This window comes from Leifsonia sp. HAY1-4F, assembly GCF_056755275.1.
In genome coordinates this window covers 1-17,864 of record NZ_JBNDHX010000003.1, presented here as the reverse complement: position 1 = coordinate 17,864, position 17,864 = coordinate 1, and the positions used below count along the sequence as shown (strand labels likewise).

21 protein-coding genes and 1 tRNA gene are annotated in these 17,864 nt (G+C 68.9%); 10 read left to right on the top strand and 12 right to left on the bottom strand.

Annotation, left to right across the window (positions count from 1 at the left end):
* Window positions 1–35 precede the first annotated feature (35 nt).
* The 6 genes from ACPYOG_RS01185 to ACPYOG_RS01160 form a co-directional block, all read right to left on the bottom strand.
* Complete coding sequence (locus ACPYOG_RS01185; protein ID WP_481292433.1) at window positions 36–758, bottom strand: hypothetical protein; 723 nt, start codon at window positions 756–758, stop codon at window positions 36–38.
* On the bottom strand, window positions 758–952 hold the full coding sequence (locus ACPYOG_RS01180) for a hypothetical protein (RefSeq protein ID WP_481292432.1): 195 nt from the start codon (window positions 950–952) through the stop codon (window positions 758–760). Before ACPYOG_RS01180 ends, ACPYOG_RS01185 begins: the two co-directional genes overlap by 1 nt.
* Before the next feature lie 10 nt (window positions 953–962).
* A complete protein-coding gene (locus tag ACPYOG_RS01175) occupies window positions 963–1,403 on the bottom strand; it encodes a hypothetical protein (RefSeq protein WP_481292431.1) in 441 nt (146 codons plus the stop codon).
* Window positions 1,404–2,881: 1,478 nt separating this feature from the next.
* A tRNA-Glu gene (locus ACPYOG_RS01170) sits at window positions 2,882–2,954 on the bottom strand.
* 105 nt (window positions 2,955–3,059) lie between these two features.
* Window positions 3,060–3,962 (bottom strand): diacylglycerol kinase family protein, encoded by a 903-nt coding sequence (locus ACPYOG_RS01165; RefSeq protein WP_481292430.1) that lies wholly within the window; start codon window positions 3,960–3,962, stop codon window positions 3,060–3,062.
* A gap of 70 nt (window positions 3,963–4,032) precedes the next feature.
* A complete protein-coding gene (locus ACPYOG_RS01160; protein ID WP_481292429.1) occupies window positions 4,033–6,141 on the bottom strand; it encodes a heavy metal translocating P-type ATPase in 2,109 nt (702 codons plus the stop codon).
* A gap of 83 nt (window positions 6,142–6,224) precedes the next feature.
* Here ACPYOG_RS01160 and ACPYOG_RS01155 point away from each other — a divergent pair, with 83 nt between their 5' ends.
* Entirely contained in the window at window positions 6,225–6,863 is a 639-nt protein-coding gene (locus ACPYOG_RS01155; protein WP_481292428.1) for an MBL fold metallo-hydrolase, read from the top strand.
* A gap of 6 nt (window positions 6,864–6,869) precedes the next feature.
* Here the strand turns inward: ACPYOG_RS01155 and ACPYOG_RS01150 are convergent, their stop codons facing one another.
* Window positions 6,870–7,133: a hypothetical protein gene (locus ACPYOG_RS01150; RefSeq protein ID WP_481292427.1), complete on the bottom strand. Its 264-nt coding sequence runs from the start codon at window positions 7,131–7,133 to the stop codon at window positions 6,870–6,872.
* A gap of 107 nt (window positions 7,134–7,240) precedes the next feature.
* Here ACPYOG_RS01150 and ACPYOG_RS01145 point away from each other — a divergent pair, with 107 nt between their 5' ends.
* Complete coding sequence (locus ACPYOG_RS01145; RefSeq protein WP_481292426.1) at window positions 7,241–7,483, top strand: hypothetical protein; 243 nt, start codon at window positions 7,241–7,243, stop codon at window positions 7,481–7,483.
* Between the two features lie 63 nt (window positions 7,484–7,546).
* Window positions 7,547–8,308, top strand: coding sequence for a nuclease-related domain-containing protein (locus tag ACPYOG_RS01140; RefSeq protein WP_481292425.1), 762 nt, complete (start codon window positions 7,547–7,549; stop codon window positions 8,306–8,308).
* 33 nt (window positions 8,309–8,341) lie between these two features.
* Here the strand turns inward: ACPYOG_RS01140 and ACPYOG_RS01135 are convergent, their stop codons facing one another.
* On the bottom strand, window positions 8,342–9,220 hold the full coding sequence (locus ACPYOG_RS01135) for an alanyl-tRNA editing protein (RefSeq protein ID WP_481292424.1): 879 nt from the start codon (window positions 9,218–9,220) through the stop codon (window positions 8,342–8,344).
* Between the two features lie 118 nt (window positions 9,221–9,338).
* On the opposite strand from ACPYOG_RS01135, the gene ACPYOG_RS01130 reads away from it, so the two are divergent.
* A complete protein-coding gene (locus ACPYOG_RS01130) occupies window positions 9,339–9,620 on the top strand; it encodes a hypothetical protein (protein ID WP_481292423.1) in 282 nt (93 codons plus the stop codon).
* Window positions 9,621–9,905: 285 nt separating this feature from the next.
* On the opposite strand, the gene sufU is transcribed toward ACPYOG_RS01130, so the two are convergent.
* The gene (gene sufU / locus ACPYOG_RS01125) at window positions 9,906–10,343 is read right to left on the bottom strand and encodes a Fe-S cluster assembly sulfur transfer protein SufU (protein WP_481292422.1); all 438 of its coding nucleotides are present in this window, start codon (window positions 10,341–10,343) and stop codon (window positions 9,906–9,908) included.
* On the bottom strand, window positions 10,340–11,629 hold the full coding sequence (locus tag ACPYOG_RS01120) for a SufS family cysteine desulfurase (protein WP_481292421.1): 1,290 nt from the start codon (window positions 11,627–11,629) through the stop codon (window positions 10,340–10,342). Before ACPYOG_RS01120 ends, sufU begins: the two co-directional genes overlap by 4 nt.
* A 71-nt stretch (window positions 11,630–11,700) precedes the next feature.
* Between ACPYOG_RS01120 and ACPYOG_RS01115 the strand changes: the two genes are divergently transcribed.
* Window positions 11,701–11,898, top strand: a complete 198-nt coding sequence (locus ACPYOG_RS01115; RefSeq protein ID WP_481292420.1) for a hypothetical protein — start codon at window positions 11,701–11,703, stop codon at window positions 11,896–11,898.
* Between the two features lie 217 nt (window positions 11,899–12,115).
* Window positions 12,116–12,919, top strand: coding sequence for an alpha/beta fold hydrolase (locus tag ACPYOG_RS01110; RefSeq protein WP_481292419.1), 804 nt, complete (start codon window positions 12,116–12,118; stop codon window positions 12,917–12,919).
* 198 nt (window positions 12,920–13,117) lie between these two features.
* Here ACPYOG_RS01110 and ACPYOG_RS01105 read toward each other — a convergent pair whose 3' ends face one another.
* Together ACPYOG_RS01105 and ACPYOG_RS01100 are read right to left on the bottom strand one after the other, a co-directional pair.
* The gene (locus ACPYOG_RS01105) at window positions 13,118–13,564 is read right to left on the bottom strand and encodes a PIN domain-containing protein (RefSeq protein WP_481292418.1); all 447 of its coding nucleotides are present in this window, start codon (window positions 13,562–13,564) and stop codon (window positions 13,118–13,120) included.
* The gene (locus tag ACPYOG_RS01100) at window positions 13,561–13,806 is read right to left on the bottom strand and encodes a type II toxin-antitoxin system Phd/YefM family antitoxin (protein WP_481292417.1); all 246 of its coding nucleotides are present in this window, start codon (window positions 13,804–13,806) and stop codon (window positions 13,561–13,563) included. Before ACPYOG_RS01100 ends, ACPYOG_RS01105 begins: the two co-directional genes overlap by 4 nt.
* A gap of 118 nt (window positions 13,807–13,924) precedes the next feature.
* Here ACPYOG_RS01100 and hpaH point away from each other — a divergent pair, with 118 nt between their 5' ends.
* The 4 genes from hpaH (at window position 13,925) to ACPYOG_RS01080 (ending at window position 17,746) form a co-directional block, all read left to right on the top strand.
* A complete protein-coding gene (hpaH, locus tag ACPYOG_RS01095) occupies window positions 13,925–14,710 on the top strand; it encodes a 2-oxo-hept-4-ene-1,7-dioate hydratase (protein ID WP_481292416.1) in 786 nt (261 codons plus the stop codon).
* The gene (locus ACPYOG_RS01090; RefSeq protein ID WP_481292415.1) at window positions 14,695–15,516 is read left to right on the top strand and encodes an aldolase/citrate lyase family protein; all 822 of its coding nucleotides are present in this window, start codon (window positions 14,695–14,697) and stop codon (window positions 15,514–15,516) included. Before hpaH ends, ACPYOG_RS01090 begins: the two co-directional genes overlap by 16 nt.
* 107 nt (window positions 15,517–15,623) lie before the next feature.
* Window positions 15,624–17,084, top strand: coding sequence for a fumarylacetoacetate hydrolase family protein (locus ACPYOG_RS01085; RefSeq protein WP_481292414.1), 1,461 nt, complete (start codon window positions 15,624–15,626; stop codon window positions 17,082–17,084).
* A complete protein-coding gene (locus ACPYOG_RS01080) occupies window positions 17,066–17,746 on the top strand; it encodes a GntR family transcriptional regulator (protein ID WP_481292413.1) in 681 nt (226 codons plus the stop codon). Before ACPYOG_RS01085 ends, ACPYOG_RS01080 begins: the two co-directional genes overlap by 19 nt.
* Window positions 17,747–17,864 lie beyond the last annotated feature (118 nt).

Below are 17,864 nucleotides of genomic sequence, written 5' to 3'. Positions count from 1 at the left end.
AACGTCAATCCGAAGGGCGGCGCCTTCTTAACCGGCTACGGGTCGGTGCGGCGGGGCGGCTCGTTACTCGACGACGTACTACCTCGATCGGCTTGCCCGTCGCCAGAGACAGGAGCCTCAGTAGGGAAGGTTTCCTCGTAGTCAGGGTCGGTTTTGGTTGAGTCCGCATCGCAGGTGACGGTGCCGATCCCGAACTTGCCGATCACCGTGGCCCCGTCCGACTGGTAGACGCTGATGCATCCGATGCCTCTGAAGGCGCCGAACTCCTTCACGTAGATGAAGCCGCGTTTCCCGTTCGTGGCCTGCGCCCCTTGAAGATCAGGGAACCCATTCTTCGCATTGGGGGCACCATATGTCTGGTCGTGAGCATTCACGCCCCAATCGCTCGTAGTCGAGCCGGCGTATTGGGCTATCGCCTTCCAGCTCGTGCCCGGGTCGGCCGTGATGGTAATTGATGTGCTGCCGGGAGCGAGAAAGCCGTCTTTGATATGCACGGTCGTGGAGCGCTGAGCACAGTTCCACCCGGTCACGCCGATAAGCGGCGTGACCTTGCCGGAGGCGTCTTGTACGAATCCGCTCTCCGAGGGGACCGAGACATTTCCGGTGTCGCTCATGCAGGTGACGTCGAGGATTACGGAGTTCGCTCCGTTCGCGGCATGCCCCAGGTGGAGGGTCGCCGTGCCGGTATGCGTGACGATGACAGCTTTCCCGATCGGTAAGACGGTGGTGCCGCCAGGAAAGCTGTTGGCATCGTTCATCAGCTGATCCCTTCGGCGGGGAGCGGTGCGGGGTTGAGGTCGTGGAGGTCCGCGCGCAGGCGTACTCGTGCTAGCTGTAGCCGAACCCGGGCCGTCGATGGCTTGATGTCGACCGTCTCAGCGGCCTGGTCGATTGAGACGCCTTCCAGCACTGTGAGATTGGGGATGATGGTTCCGGGATCCAGTAAGTGCATGACCACCTCTCTAGGTCGAGTCATGGCGGGCGCGGGGTCGACCTGTCGCTGCGGTTGCAGAACCAAGCATCTCTCGCAGAGCACGAATCTCGCCCGCAAGCGCTGAGGCGGGATAGGCCTTCGACCTGCGCGGAAGATAATCGCGCACGAGTGACTCTGTCTCAACGAGCTCCGTCGCGAACCAGGCTCGGACCTCGCTCGGATCTTCGAGGCCCTCCGGAAGGCGATGCCACACGATGAAACGCCGCTGCGTCCGACCTACAGGACCCGCCGAAGCTCCCAACGGGAATTCGTCGGGGCCGTAGTTCCGCCCGGTGATGAACGCGATGTCGACGACGTAGTCGTCCTCGCTTTCGGGAGGCGCAAATCGCGAGATCTCCCGCGAAATAATCTTGTGCGCTTCGAGAGCGGCCCCATGCTCAGAGAAGATCCCTCCGCTCACGATCGCCATACGGGCAAGCTCCCCGGCTCAGAAGCGTTCACGTCGCGAACCTAGCGCACTCACAAGGCGTCCTTTCGGAGGACACGAATCCGAGACAGAACGAGTGAACCAATGATCAAGGAGATGTAGCAGACGACGAACCCAGCAGAAAAGACCATACGAGCCAAGACAAGGAGACGAATGCTCAAGGCAAGACGAGAGTGACAGAGGGCAATGCACGCAGGCACCTTAAGTGAGGCTCTTCGGCAGCCCAGTGAATGACAGGGGTGGCTTGTAAACCCTGTTGCATGGCAAATCGGGGGAATTCGAGCAAGGCGAACCGGCGCGCAGCGTCCTACGCGCGACAACGCCAAGCACACGACGCGGCTGCCGTACGGCATGCTGAGGACCGCCAGCGAGAGGCCGCACAGCGGCACGCCGCCGACGCGGATGTTGGAGCTGGAGACTAACTGGGGCACGCGCGTCGACGCCCTCCATCGGCTTGGTGAGGTCTCGCGAACCATCGAGCGACTCCGCCGCGAACAAGACACCGCGATCCGCGAGCGAGACGAGTTGATCGTCAAGCTTCGAGAGGCAGGCGAAGGCGGGAACTCGTTGTCTGCGCGAACGGGACTGAGCCGGCAAGGCCTGAGCCGGCGATCTCGAGACCAAACCGCTGAGACCTAGTGAACTCGCGGAAGCTCGAGAAGTGCCGCAGCGATAGTCTCTACTAGCCGCCCCAACGCCGAAGCTGCTCGTGGATCGTCGATTCGTAGGCTTCCGAGCAAACGTGAACGTGACGGGCTCGAGCCCCTCGAAATCGGGTTTCTCGCTCAGCCCTGTTTGATATGCCACGCTCGACCACCGGACTTTCGTGTGCTCAAAGTCGATCCGCGCGCTGATGGTTGCGCAGTCCAAATCCCCGCACTGAGAGCAATACAAGATCGCCGTGCGACCGTCGGCAAAGCGCACCCACGTCTTGTCGTTCGGCTGATACCCATCGAGCAACGCGCGTAGGCTTTCGACGGGATGCGCACGGCCTTCCGTCCCGCGTACCATTTCTGTTCGCTCGTCTACGACGCTGCCGTCGGGCATTCGGAGATGAGAGCGGAGCGCGACGCCATTGATCGTCCAATCGAGGAAATGGACGGGGATTCGTCTCTTCTTACTGCGCCAGCCCCCTCTGATGTCGACAATCACGTCTTCCGTGGCCACCCACTCCGTTCCGAGGACATCAAGCGTTGCCTCGGGGCTTCCGCGGAGTAGTTGGACATGCCGTCAGGTTAGTAGGCCATTTCGTGGCACGGTGCGCGGATCCCAATCAGCATCACCCTCGATGTTTACGCCGACCTCTTCGAGGATGGCCTGGACGCCGTTGCCATCGCACTGGATGACGCAGCTATGAAGTCGAATGTTGCCAAAGTGTTGCCACGAACCCGGTTTCTCCACCGACGGCCGACGAAGAAAAAAGCCCGCTTCCCTTGACAATCAAGGGAAGCGGGCTGATGTGACCCCAGCGGGATTTGAACCCGCGTTACCGCCGTGAGAGGGCGACGTCCTAGGCCGCTAAACGATGGGGCCGTTCTTGCAACTAGAAAATCATGCCACAGATGGGGTGAGGCTACCAAAACGGCGCCGTCTTCCCGGGCGCGTCGTCGTGCACCTTCGACGCGAAGGCGCGCGCTCTCAGGCGAGCACGCGCAGCGACCCGGGAACGACCGTGACCTCGATCGGGAGCGGGCCGATCCGCTCCCCGTCGGCGTAGGCGACGACATCCTCCGCTTCGATGCGGACGCTGCTCACCGGCAGGATGCTGACCTCGGGCAGACTGGTGTGCTCACCCCGGAACACCTTCGGGAACATGCGCAGGAAACGGAGCGGCGACATCCGCTCGACGATGAAGAGATCGAGACGGCCGTCGGCCAGGTCCGCGTCGGGCACGATCAGCATGCCGCCGCCGAGCGACCGGTTGTTGGCCACCGAGACGAGCATCGCATCCACTTCGATCAGGCGGCCGTCGGCGTGGATGCGGTACGGGCGAGGCGCCAGCGTCGCGAGCTCCCGCAACAGGGCGATGATGTAGCGGCTGCGTCCCCGGGGACGCGTCATCAGGTTGGCGCGCTCGTTCACCGTGGCGTCGAAACCGGCCGAGACGACGCAACCGAACCACGTCGTGAGTTCGCCGTGACGGATGGTGCCCGCGTCGATCGTGCGCGGCTCCCGCTGAAGCGCATCCAGCAGGAAGGCGATGGCCGCCTCCGTGTCGCGGACGGGGAGGCCCAGGCCGTCGGCCAGGTCGTTCCCGGTTCCGCTCGGCACGATTCCGAGCGGGACGCGACGTCCCGCGACGAGGTCGATGCCGAGGTTCGCCATCCCGTCTCCGCCCACGACGACGAGTGCGTCCGCGCCGGCGTCCAGCGCCCGGGCGGTCTCGCGCCGGAGCAGCTCGAGATTCGCCTCGTCCATCACCACGACACGATGACCGGCCTCGCGGAGGCGTTCGACCGTGCGCGGGCCCACCTCGCGACGGTGGCCGAAGGACGCCATCGGGTTGACCGCGACGACCACGGCCAGCGAAGTTCCGGTCACAGTGCCGATGATGACACACGACGGCCGACGCAGGGGCTTGCGGCGGGCCGGCGTCAGCAGCGGGCCGGCGTCAGAGGCGCAGCCGGCGCAGGAGCTGGGCGTTGACCGCTACGACGATCGTCGAGACCGACATGAGCACAGCGCCCACGGCCGGCGACACGAGGATGCCGAGACCGATGGCGACACCGGCCGCCAGAGGGAGCGCGACCACGTTGTAGCCGGTGGCCCAGGCGAGGTTCTGAAGCATCTTGCGGTAGGTGGCGCGCGACAGCGCTATCACCGCCGAGACGCCTCGCGGGTCGCTGGAAGCGAGAACCACGCCGGCGGACTCGATGGCCACGTCCGTCCCGGCGCCGATCGCGATGCCGACGTCCGCCTGCGCCAACGCCGGAGCGTCGTTGACGCCGTCCCCGACCATCGCCACCCGCGAACCGTCGGACTGCAGCCGCGCCACGGTGCCGGACTTGTCCCCCGGCAGCACTTCCGCGAACACCTCGTCGATGCCCAACTCGCCCGCGACCGCGTCCGCCACGGCGCCGGAATCCCCGGTGAGCATGGCGACGCGGACGCCGCGCTCGCGCAGCGAACGGACCGCCTCCCGCGATTCGGGACGGATCACGTCGGCCAGCGCGACCATGCCGGACACCTGGTCCCCACGGAGGACGTGGACGACGGTCTGGCCGGCCGCCGCAGCGCGATCGGCCGCCTCGCGGACAGCACTGCCCGCCGTCAGGCGGCGTTCGGCGAGGAGGCGCGGAGCGCCGACCGTGACCGGCTCGCCCTCCACGACGGCGGATGCACCGCGCCCACCGAGCGCTTCGAAGTCGCGCACCGGCGGGACCGGGAGTCCCCGCCGTCGTGCCTCGCGGACGATGGCTGCGCCGATCGGGTGCTCAGCGGGTGCCTCCACGGCCGCGGCGAGGGCGAGGAGCGCATCCTCGTCCCCCTTCTCCGCCACTACTGTAACGACCCCCTGGCGGCCTTCGGTCAGCGTGCCGGTCTTGTCGAAGAGGACCACGTCGATGTTCCGTGCGTCCTCCATCGCGTGGCGGTCGCGGATGAGCAGGCCTTTCCGGGCCCCGATCGATGTGGAGATCTGGGCGACCAGCGGGATGGCGAGCCCCAGCGCGTGCGGGCAGGCGATGATCAGGACGGTCACCACACGCTCGAGGATGAACGCCGGATCGCTGGGGCGGAGGATCAGCCACACGACCAGCGTGACGATGGCGACGGCGAGCGCGACATAGAACAGCCACGCGGCGGCGCGGTCGGCGAGCACCTGCGTGCCCGACTTGCTCGCCTGAGCCTCGGAGACGAGCTTCATGATGCCGGCCAGGGCGGTATCGCCCCCGGTCCGGGTGACCCGGACGACGAGCGACCCGCTGCCCGAGATGCTGCCGGCCACCACCTGCTCCCCCGGCCCGCGCGTCACCGGCTTGGACTCGCCGGTCAGCAGTGACTCGTCGAGCTCGCTCCGCCCATCCACGATCTCGCCATCGGCTGGGACCGCCGAGCCGGGACGGACGCGCACCAGGTCGCCCACTCTCAGGTCGGCGACGGCCACGGCCTGCGGCTCGGCGTGGATGTCCGGAAGCCTCTCAGCGGTGTCCGGCAGGAGCTTGGCCAGCTCGCCCAGTGCATCCTGAGCCCCCATCACAGCGGACATCTCGATCCAGTGACCGAGCAGCATGATCACGATGAGGGTGGCGAGCTCCCACCAGAAGTCCATCCCGGGCAGGCCGAACGTCACGGCGACGCTGTAGCCGAACGCGACCACGATCGCCAGCGAGATGAGAGTCATCATCCCGGGCTGCTTGGCGCGCAGCTCATCGACGGCGCCGCGGAGGAAGACGAGGCCGCCGTAGAAGAAGATCGCGACGCCGAACACGGCGGGGATGTACTGGCTGCCGGGGAACCTCGGACCGGCCAGGCCGAGGATGCCCTGGAGTCCCGGTGAGAAGACCAGCGCCGGAATGGTGAGGACCAGCGTCAGCCAGAACTTCCGGCGGAAGATGGCCGGATCGTGGCCGGCGTGTGCGGAGTGGTCGTGGCCGCCGTGTGCCTCGTGCCCTGCGTGAGCGTCGTGCCCGGCATGAGCATCGTGTCCCGCGTGTGGGTCGTGGTGCTGGTGATGCGAGGCGTTCGGGTCGAGGGCTGTCGGCGTGTTCTTCTCGCCCATGTCAATCGAAACGGTACCCCCTAGGGGTATATTCCTCAAGCGCGCGCTTGCACTCCTCATCCCATCCGGTATTTCCTAAGGACATGAGACTCACGAAGTTCGAACATTCCGGCCTGGAGCTCGAAGAGCGCGGCGCGAAGCTGTTCATCGACCCGGGCGCCTTCACGTCGCCGCTCACCGACACGGCCGGCGCGGTGGCCGTGGTCATCACGCACGAGCATCCCGATCACTGGACGCCCGAGCAGCTGAACCGGGTGCTCGAGCTGTCTCCCGAGGCGAAGATCTACGGGCCGGAGGGTGTCGCCGCGGCAGCATCCGGCTTCGACGTCACGGTCGTGCACCCCGGCGACACCATCGAGGCGGGACCCTTCACGCTCCGGTTCTTCGGGGGGAAGCACGCCGTCATCCACTCGAGCATCCCGGTGGTCGACAATGTCGGCGTCCTCGTGAACGACACCCTCTACTACGCGGGCGATTCGTTCGCCGAGCCGGAGGGCGTGGAGGTCGATCTGCTCGCGGCACCGGCAGGTGCGCCCTGGATGAAGATCGCCGAGGTGATCGACTACGTGCTCGCCCTCAAGCCCAAGCGGAGCATCCCCATGCACGAGATGGTGCTCTCGCGGGCCGGCAAGGACATGTCGAACGCGCGACTGAAGTGGGCGACCGAGCAGAACGGCGGAACGCACTACCCGCTGGAGCCGGGCGACTCCCTGGAGCTCTGACCGCCGTCAGCGGCCGTGCTCGGCGAGGATCTGGTCCACGTCGATCCGCCGCAGCAGCGCCTCCCAGTCGATCGAGCGGGCCTCGTCGGCGACATCCTCGTCGGCGAGCACTCGCCCGCTCCGCTCGACGACGATGCCGCGCGGCAGCGTCCCGTTGAGCTCGGCCAGGATGGCGTCGTCGACGGCCTCGGTGTCGAAGTCGGCGCCGACGCGTGCGTAGTAGTCGCCGGAGAGGGTGTAGGACACGATTCCGGTTTCGATGCGGCTCATGCGACGCATGCTAGCGCGTCTCCGCCGCTGGTGGTGAAGCCGATGAAGCCTCAGATGGATGCGCACGGCGCCGTGAGCGGACCGGCCGGAAGCGTACAGTGCCGGGCATGAGTGATCGACCGGATGACACGGAAGAACTGCGCGACGCGGACCAGCCGCGGGATGCGGACGAGCCGCGCGACCCGGACCAGCCGCGCGACGCGGACGAGCTTGCGGATGCCGTCAGCGACCTCGGCGAAACGAACACCGACAGGCTGGAGACCGTGAGCGAGCGCAACGAGTCCCTCGCGGAGCGTGTGCCGTCGGACGATGACCTACCCCGCACGAAGGGGTCACCCGGTCAGGGGTAGGCAGGCAGAACTGTCCCCGGGCGGGGACTGGGGGCGGGTGACCGCGCTCGATACGTTTGGCCTGTGAGTTCAGAGCGGATGCGCGATCGCGCCCCCGGCGTAGCCGTGATGGAGCACGTGGTGCGACTCCGCGAGGCGTTTCCGGGCCGTTCGGCGCTGGCTCGCGCGTTCGGGGCCGATCCGCTTCCCGCTGAGGCGCATCCCTGGTTCGCAGGGGCTCTGGGCGAGCGCGAGGTCGGCGCAGCGCTGGCGCGCCTGCCGCGTGGGTGGAGTGCCTTCCATGCGGTTCCGGTCGGTTCCGGGGAGGCGGATGTCGACCATCTCGTCGTCGGTCCCGGCGGCGTGTTCGTCGTCAATACGAAGCATCACCGCGGGGCACGGCTCACGGTGTACGAGCGGTCGATCCTCGTCAACGGCGTGAAGCAGCCGTACCTGCGGAACGCGGATCTCGAGGCATCGCGGGTGCGCGGCCTGCTGCTGCGCGCCGGTATCAAGACGCGCGTGCATCCGGTCATCGCGGTGGTCGGCGCCAAGGAGGTGCGCTTCCGGCAGCACCCGGCGCACGCGACAGTGCTGAGGGCGGAAACCCTCGTCCGCTGGTTGTCGCGACGGCCGGCGGGTCTGGATGCGGACACGGTCGCTCGCGCAGCGCAGCTGTTCGACGACCCGGCGACGTGGCGAGCCGTGGAGTCGCGCCCGGGCACCCTCGAGCGGTTCGACGCGATCGCGCGCGAGGTGAACACGGCGCGGTTCGTGCGCGCAGGGTGGGGCCTCGCCGGTGCGCTCGGCGTGATCGCCGTCGCCCTGTCGTTCCTGCCGCACTGAGACGTTCATAGGCGCGAACCGGTAAGCCTTTGCTCAGGCGAGGTGGACCGTCGTCCGCATCGTAAGGGCGAGCGCACCCTCCGTCTCGGCGAGCTCGAGCCGGACTTCCGCGGCCGACAGCTCGGACAGCGACCGGAGGTGCGTCCCACCGCACGGGATCTCGACCGTGCCGTCGGGCAACTCAGCACACCAGCGACGGCGGTCGCCGAGGCCGAAGGCGCCGGGATCGCGGACGATCGAGACCGGTGCGCCACTCCCGATCCACGCTGCGAGGATGCGGTCCACGGCGGCGGACGCCTCTTCCCGTAGGCCCGCGAGGTCCGCCGCGGCGAATCCCTTCTTCCGGAGGCTTTTGCCGATCCGGTACTCGTCCACCGAGCCGGCTTCGAGGATGCGGGAGCTCACGATGGCCAGCTGGTCGAAGTTCGGACGGCCTCGTCCATCCACAGGCACATCCTTCGTCCACAGGCCGGACAACGCATCGTTCAGCGCGAGCGAGGCGAGGTGGCAGGCCGTGTGCCCGGCCGAAAGCGCTCGCCTGCGCTCGGGATCGACCCGCACGACGGCCGCCGCGCCCGGTTCGATCCCCCCAGCGTCCTCCACGAGGTGACATACGACGAACGCCCAGCCCTCTGTCCCGGTTCGCACCGGCGCGTCGCCGACGTGCAGCACGGTGCCATCGGTGGTCCCGACGACAGCGTCCACCACGGCGTACGACCGGTCGCCGACGAACAGGGTGCCGACGTCCGCGGGCTGATCCGGCCACACCGGGTCGACGGGGTGCAAGGCCGTCCGGTCCAGGAGGACGGCGGCGCGTCCGTCCGGGAGCGGCTCGACGTGGACGACGGCGCCAGTGGAGGTGAGGTCGCCGTCGGGGTAGGTGACGACCGTGTCGATGCGGGGCAGGCTCATCCCTCCAGCCTAGGTCGGCGCCTAGGGTGGATCCGGTGCGTAACGCGGCGAAGGCTTTCGCAACAGGTCGTCATGTTCCTGGCAGCGGTACGTGCCGGCGCGGTAGAAACGATCGATCATGTCCCGCATCTTCACGAGCAAGTTCAGCCCGGGCCGCGCCCGCTGGGAGCTGGTCGCCAGCCCGCAGGGCGACGTCTACGCGTTCCCGCTCACGCTGCCGCTCGCGCAGCGGCAGGCCCGGGGCGGCCATCGGCGCTACCTCGTGGGGCGGGTCAGTAAGGGCGGGGAGGCGTGGACGGCCGCAGGCCCATCCGGGCTGGTGTACGGGACGACGTTCCCGTCGCTCCCGTCCGCACTTGAAGCGATAGCGGACGAGGTCGACCTGGCCCCCGTGCCGTGACGGCCGGCCGCAAGCGCTCGCACCCTTCGCCGAGGTGCTCCATCCTTCGCCGAGGTGCTCCGTCCTTCGCCGAGGTGCTCGTTGTTGCACCGGCGTTCGGCGTGTCGTCTGCAACAACGAGCACCTCGGCGCAGGGAAAGGCGCACCGGGGACCGCGCGGAGGAGCGGAGGGGCGCGCCGAGGAGCGGAGGACCGCGCCGAGGAGCGGAGGGACGCGCCGAGGAGCGGAAGGCGCGCCGGGCACCGCGTAGAGGGGCGGGCAGCGTCGAGGGTGGAGGGGCGGCCTCAGGCGGACTTGAGGAGCGCGTCCTCCAAAGCCACCCACGGCAGCATCGCGCACTTCACCCGCGTGACGTACTTGGAAACGCCGGCCAGCGCGACGGCGTCGCCGAGCAACTCTTCGTCTCCCTCCAGCGCACCCTTCGAGTGCATCAGCTCACGGAATGCGGCGATGGAGTCCGCCAGCCGGGCACGGTCGGCGTCATGCACCAAGTCGCTCAGCAGGGAGGCCGAGGCGGTCGAGATCGAGCATCCGTGACCCTCCCAGCCGATCGAATGGATGCGGCCGTCGGCTGAGGTGCGCACCCCGACGGTGACTTCGTCGCCGCAGGTCGGGTTGAACTGGCGGGAGCTCGCGGCCTCGTCGCCCGCGATGCCGTAGCCGTGCTTCTCGCGCGCATGGTCGAGGATGACCTGCTGGTAGAGGTTCTGCAGGTCGCTCATCGGGCGGCCCCCGTGGCCGCGCCGAAGAAGACGCGGGCGTCCGCGATCGCGGCGACCGCCGCATCCACTTCGTCTGCGGTGTTGTAGAGGTACGTGCTGATACGCGTGCTTGCCGTTGCACCGAAGCGGCGGTGCACGGGTTGGGCGCAATGGTGCCCGACGCGGACCGCGATGCCGCGATCGTCCAGGAACTGGCCGACATCGTGCGCGTGGATGCCGTCGACGACGACGCTGGCGAGGCCGACGCGCGGGATGCCCGCACCGGGACCGAGGATGCGCACCCCTTCGAGCTCGCCCAGGCCGGCGAGGAGCCTCTCGCCGAGCGCCTCCTCATGCGCCTGGATCGCCGGCATGCCGACGGCATCCAGATAGTCCACGGCGGCCGCCAGCGCGACGGCCTGCGACACGCGCTGCGTGCCCGCCTCGAAGCGCTGTGGCGCCGGGAGGTACTCGGCGCCTTCGAGGGTCACCTGCGTGATCATGGAACCGCCGGTGAGGAACGGCGGCAGCGCGTTCAGCAGTTCGCTGCGGCCGTAGAGGGCGCCGACGCCGGTCGGACCCAGCATCTTGTGGCCCGAGAACACGGCGAAGTCGACGTCGAGCGCCGGGAAGTCGACGGGCAGGTGCGGGACGGACTGGCAGGCGTCGAGCACGACGAGGGCGCCGTGCTCGTGAGCCAGCGCGGCCAGCTCGGCGACAGGATTGATCCCGCCGAGGACGTTGGAGACGTGTGCGAAGGCGACCACCCGGGTGCGCGGCCCGATCAGCTCGGCCGCCTCATCCAGGCGCAGCAGCCCGTCGTCGGTGAGGCCGATCACGCGGAGCGTCGCACCGGTGCGCGCCGCGAGCTCTTGCCAGGGGATGAGGTTGGCGTGGTGCTCCGACTCCGTCACGACGAGCTCGTCGCCCGGGCCGAGACGGAAGCGTTCCGCGGCGGCGCCACCCCGTCCCAGCGATGCGTTCGACATCCCATAGGCGAGCAGGTTGATGCCCTCGGTGGCATTGGAGGTCCAGACGAGCTCGTCCGGCTGCGCGCCGACGAAGCCGGCCACCCGAGCGCGGGCCTCCTCGAACAGCTCGGTCGCCTCCCCCGCCACGGTGTGGGCGCCGCGGTGCACGGCGGAGGTGTACCGCTCGGCGAACGCACGCTCGGCGTCGAGCACCTGGCGCGGCTTCTGCGAGGTCGCCCCGGAGTCCAGGTAGACGAAGGGGTGGCCGTTCACCTCCCGGGAGAGGATCGGGAAGTCCGCCCGCAGAGCGGCGGTGTCGAGAGGTTCGGTGCGCATACGGGCTTCAACGTTACCGGCGCCTACTTCAATCCCGCTGTATGTTTCGCGTCCTCCCGTAGGCTCGGTACATGGTCGAGCGGACGAACGGATCGCCGTGGTTCTTCATCCTCGGGATCGCGCTCGTCGTGGTCGGACTGGGCGGTCCCCTGCTTGTGGACGCGGCGGCCGGGGACGTGCAGTGGCTTGCCCGCGGCGCCGGGGTCCTGGTGGCCGTCGGCGGCGGTGTGCTGATCGGGTTCGGAGTGCGCCGGCGCCAGGGGCGCTGAGCCGCGGGGCGCTGAGCCGCGCGGCGCTGCCGCCAGGGGCGCCAACGGCAAGCGCGCGCACGCCCCTCCCCCTGCGCCGGGGCTCGCCTCCCATCGCCGAGGTGCTCGTTGTTGCACCGGCGCTCGGCGTGTCGACAGCAACAACGAGCACCTCGGCAAGGGGAAAGGGCGGCCAGGGGAAGGGCGGGAAAGCGGGGAGGGGGTACGCTGGCGTGCCATGAGCACGGTCACTTCGTCCGACGGCAGCAGCATCGCGTTCGAGATGGAGGGGTCGGGACCGGTGGTGGTCCTGGTGGACGGCGCGATGTGCTTCCGCGACGCAGGGCCGATGCGGGCGATCGCCGCCGCACTGCGTGACCGCCTCACCGTCGTGCTGTACGACCGGCGTGGCCGGGGCGAGAGCAGCGACCGCCTCGCCGATCCGTCCTCCCGCGCCGACGCTGTGGCTCGGGAGATCGAGGACCTCGGCGCGGTGATCGACGCGGCGGGAGGTCCCGCTGCCCTGTTCGGGATGTCGTCGGGCGGCGCGCTCGCACTGGCGGCGGCGGCCGGCCTCGGACCCGACCGGGTGTCCCGCGTCGCGGTGTACGAGCCGCCCTTCCTGCCCGACCCCATGCTGTCGTCGGCCGAGGCGTACACGCGCGACCTGCAGGCCGCACTCGGGACGGGTGACCGCGCGGGCGCCGTCGAGCTGTTCCTCCGCCGCGTGGGCGTTCCGGAGGAGGGCATCCAGGGGATGCGGAACGCGCCCTCCTGGGAGGCCTCCCTCGCACTCGCGCCGACCCTCGCGTACGACGACGCCGCGATGGGCGACAGCCGCGTCCCGGACGAACTGCTGCAGGCCGTGACGGTGCCCGTGCTGGGCCTCGCCGGCGAGCAGTCCCCCGGCTTCCTGCGCGTGGGCGCCGAAGGAGTCGCCTCCGGCGCCCAGGACGGCGTCTTCGAACTGGTCGCCGGCCAGACGCACGACATCTCGGGCGAAGCCGTCGCACCCCACCTCATCCGCTTCATCGCCGGCTGAGCGCGAGCCGGCTGAGCGCGAGCCGGCTGAGCGCGAGCCGGCTGAGCGCGAGCCAGCCGGGATGGTCAGCTGCAGAGGGCGTCGGCGTCCGCCGGCCTCCCGGCGAAGCCCCGGATCGGGGAGGCCGCCTGCTCGGCTTCGTGATCCGGCCCGAGCGGGATGCCCGTGCGGTCACCAAGGGCGAGCGTCGCGAGCTCCTTACGCGCGTCGCAGTGACGAACGAGAGCCGGCCGTCGTCTCCCAGGGACTGAAGAGCGGGACGCCGAAGGTCTCGAAGTCGCGGACATTGCGCGTCACCACGGCGAGTTTTCCGACCTCGGCCGTCGCCGCGATCAAGGCATCGCGTTCCGGCCGCGGATCGGGCACGTGATACGCCGCAGCGATCCCGGCCACCTCATGGTCGACGGGCAGGATGCGCTCCGAGAAGATCATGTACACGTCGTCGATCCACCGCCGGAGGTCGGCACCCTGTTCGGGATCGGTGCGTTCTTTGCGCGCGGCGCCGAGCTCGATCTCGAACACGGTGATCGCCGAGAGGTACAGCGAGTACGGGTTCTGAGCCTCCAGCCACGAGACGACACCCGGGTCCGCTCGGTCGGGTCGACGTGTGGCCGAGAGGACCATGGTGTCGAGCAGCCACTTCACAGGTCGAAGTCCCTGGCCTGGATGGTGGCACGCGGGAACTCCACATCGAAATCGCCCCGCTCATCCTGTCGAAGCAGTTCCACGACGTTGCGCAGCGGTCCCGAGAGCCGCTCGTACTCGGCGAAGGTCAGCAGGACGAAGGAGGGCTCGCCGCGATCGGTGATGATCAGCGGTTCGGTCGCGGCGCTCCGCTTCGCGGCGGAGACATCCTGATTGAAGTCGCGTGCGGTCACGATCGCCATCTCGCCTCCCAGTGAATGTAGCTACGTAGGTACATTAGCATGGATGGCGCGGGTGTACGGGAAGATATACGATCCAATTCGGGACCTGTCCCGCCTCCGACGCCGAAGGGAGCCCTCCGTGCTCGACCGTCCGACCATCCAGGCCATCGCCGACGAGCTCGCGGCAGCCGCCCGCGACCGTGCGACGGTCCCCTTGCTGACCACCCGCCACCCGGAGATGACCGTCGAGGACTCGTACGCGGTGCAGAAGGTGTGGGTCGAGCAGGGCATCGCGGCGGGTCGCCGCCTCGTCGGACGCAAGATCGGCCTGACGTCGAAGGTGATGCAGCAGGCGACCGGGATCACCGAGCCGGACTATGGCGCCATCTTCGCCGACATGGTGTACGAGACGGGATCCGTCATCCCGTTCGACCAGTACTCCAATGTCCGCATCGAGGTGGAGCTCGCGTTCGTCCTGGCGGAGTCGCTCACCGGTCCAGATATCACTTTGTTCGACGTGCTGAGCGCGACGCAGTACGTCGTCCCGGCGCTCGAGATCCTCTCCTCGCGCATCGAGCTGCCCGGACGCACCATCGTCGACACCATCGCGGACAACGCCGCGATGGGCGGCATGGTCGTCGGCGGCCGGCCGGTGGCGGTGGATGCGGTCGACCTGCGCTGGGTCGGCGCCCTGCTGTACCGCAACGAGACGATCGAGGAGTCCGGCCTCGCTGCGGCGGTGCTCGACCATCCTGCGACCGGCGTCGCGTGGCTCGCCAACAAGCTCGCCCAGCACGGCACACGCCTGGAGGCCGGCGACATCGTCCTGGCCGGCTCCTTCACCCGCCCGTTGTGGGTGGAGCGCGGCGACACCATCCACGCCGACTACGGAACCCTGGGAGCGATCACATGCCGATTCAGCTAGAGCCGACGCCGACCTTCGCCGACCGGCTCCGGAGCGCCGACCGCACCTTGTACGGGATGTGGTCGTGCGCCGGTAGTCCGCTGGTGGCGGAGATCTGCGCCGGCAGCGGACTGGACATCGTCCTCGTGGACGGCGAGCACTCCCCCATCGGCCTGGAGTCGATCCTCGCCCAGCTGCAGGCGATCGCCCCGTACCCGGCCGTGCCGATCGTGCGCGCTCCGATCGGTGAGCCGGTCGTGCTCAAGCAGCTCCTCGACCTGGGCGCTCAGAACATCCTGGTGCCGATGGTCGACAGCATCGCCCACGCCGAGGCGATGGTGCGCGCGGTCCGCTATCCGCCGCACGGCGTTCGCGGCGTGGGGAGCGCCCTGGCCCGCTCATCCCGGTGGAGCCGCATACCGGACTACCTCGCCCGCGCCCACGACCTCGTCTCGCTGACGGTACAGATCGAAACCGCCGACGGCATCGCAGCCGCCGCAGATATCGCGGCCGTGGACGGCGTGGATGCGGTGCTCGTCGGCCCGGCGGACCTCGCCGCCTCGATGGGCATGCTCGGACAGCAGAACCACCCGGACGTGGTCGCTGCGGTGGAGAGCGTGATCGAGGCCGGTCGCTCCGCGGGAACGCCGGTCGGGGTGAACGCGTTCGACCCGGCCACCGCGGATCGCTATGTCGCGGCAGGTGCGGCGTTCGTCCTCGTGGGCGCGGATGTCACCCTCCTGGCACGCGCGTCGGAGGCGCTGGCCGACCGCTTCCTGGCCGACGCTTCCGAGCCCTCCGGCCCTACCGGCGCGACGGCCTACTGACGTTGCCGCATCCGACGGCATCGTATACGATTCCAAATATGCCCTTTCCGACCGGTCCGCGACGATGAGGAGCCCGACGATGTGCAAACCGACGATCTGGAGTCGCCATGAGCGCCCCTAGCCTGTTCTCCGGTAGCGCGCGGCCCGGAAAGATCATCGCCGTGCACCTGAACTACGGCTCGCGCGCAGCGCAACGCGGCCGGACCCCGGCGCAGCCGTCGTACTTCTTGAAGCCGTCCTCCTCCATCGCTGCGAGCGGCGATGAGCTGGAGCGCCCCGCCGGCACCGAACTGCTCGCCTTCGAGGGCGAGATCGCGCTGATCATCGGCCGCCCGACGCGCCGGGTCTCGCCGGAGGACGGCTGGGCCGCAGTCTCCGGCCTGACCGCCGCGAACGATTTCGGGCTTTACGACCTGCGCACAGCCGACAAGGGATCGAACGTCCGCTCCAAGGGCGGCGACGGCTTCACCCCGCTCGGGCCGGACATCCTCCCTGCGGCCGACCTCGACCCGGACGCCCTTCGCGTGCGGACCTGGCTCAACGGCCAGCTCGTCCAGGAGGGCACCACGGACGATCTGCTCTTCCCGTTCGGCCGCCTGATCGCAGACCTGTCACAGCTGATGACCCTGGAGCCAGGGGACGTCATCCTCACGGGGACCCCGGCCGGCTCCTCGGTCACGCAACCGGGAGACACCGTCGAGGTCGAGGTGGATGCGCCGGCAGCGCCGGGCGCACCGAGCACCGGCCGGCTGCTGACCCGCATCACCGAGGGCAGCATCCCGTTCGGCGACTTCGGGTCGAAGCCCAGTGTGGACGAGACGCAGCGAGCGGAGGCGTGGGCGGTGGAGCCCGCCACCGAGTTAACGCCAGCAGGACTCACGGATGAGCTGCGGGAAGCGCTCGCCTCCCTTTCCACGGCGACCCTCAGTTCGCAGCTCCGCAAGCGCGGCCTGAACAACGTCTCCATCGACGGCCTCACCTCCACCCGTCCGGCCGCCAAGGTCGTCGGCACCGCGCGCACGCTGCGTTTCGTCCCGAATCGCGAGGACCTGTTCGCGTCCCACGGCGGAGGGTACAACGCGCAGAAGCGCGCCTTCGACGCCGTCGGGCGAGGCGAAGTGCTCGTCATCGAGGCCCGCGGTGAGCGTGGCAGCGGGACCGTCGGCGACGTTCTCGCCCTGCGCGCGCAGGTCAACGGCGCGGCAGGGATCGTGACCGACGGCGGCGTTCGCGACCTCGCGGTCGTCGCGGCCCTCGACATCCCGACCTACTCGGCCGGTCCGCATCCCGCTGTGCTCGGCCGCAAGCACGTGCCCTGGGACACCGACGTCACCATCGCCTGCGGCGGCGCAACCGTGCAGCCGGGCGACGTGATCGTGGGCGATGCGGACGGCCTGCTCGTCATCCCGCCGTCGCTCGTGGCCGAGGTGGTCGCCGACGCGATCGAGCAGGAGCGCGAAGAAGAGTTCATCGCGGAGCAGGTCGCCGCGGGCAACCGGGTCGAGGGCCTGTTCCCCTTGGATGCGGAGTGGAGAGAAAGGTACCGCGCATGGCGGACGCAGCAGTGAAGGCGGCGGCGCCGAGCAAGTCTCAGCTGGCCTACGAGTTCGTGCGCGCGCGCATCGACGACGGCCGGTACGTGTCCGGGTTCCGTCTCGTGCTCGGGCAGATCGCCGGCGAGCTCAGCATCAGCGTGGTCCCGGTGCGCGAGGCGATCCGGCGGCTCGAGGCAGAAGGGCTGGTCACGTTCGAGAAGAACGTCGGCGCCCAGGTCGCCCTGCTGCAGGAGGCCGAGTACACGTACACGATGGAGACGCTCGCTCTCGTGGAGGGTGCGGCGACGCGGCTGTCAGCGCCACTGATCACCGACGACCACCTCCGGCGGGCCCGCGAGATCAACCGCGAGATGATCGCGTGCCTCGACGACTTCATTCCGCACCGCTTCACGCAGCTGAACCAGGAGTTCCACGCGGTGCTGTACGAGGAGTGCCCGAACCCGCACATCCTGGACCTCGTGCACCGCGGCTGGAACCGGCTGACCGTACTCCGCGACTCCACCTTCAGCTTCGTGCCCGGCCGTGCCCGGGAGTCCGTGGACGAGCACGAGCACATCCTCACCCTCATCGAGTCCGGCGCCGAGGCGCTCGAGATCGAGCTCGCGGCGCGTCGGCACCGCCTGGCGACGCTCGATTCGCTCCACGCGTACCAGAGCGAGCACAAGCAGCGCTGATCTGTCCCCTCAGAGCAGCGAGTCCCGATCCACAGGAGGCAGCGCATGGCGCAGCACACCGTATCCACTCATCACATCCCGGAGAATCTGCCTGGGAGGATCCAGCACTTCATCGATG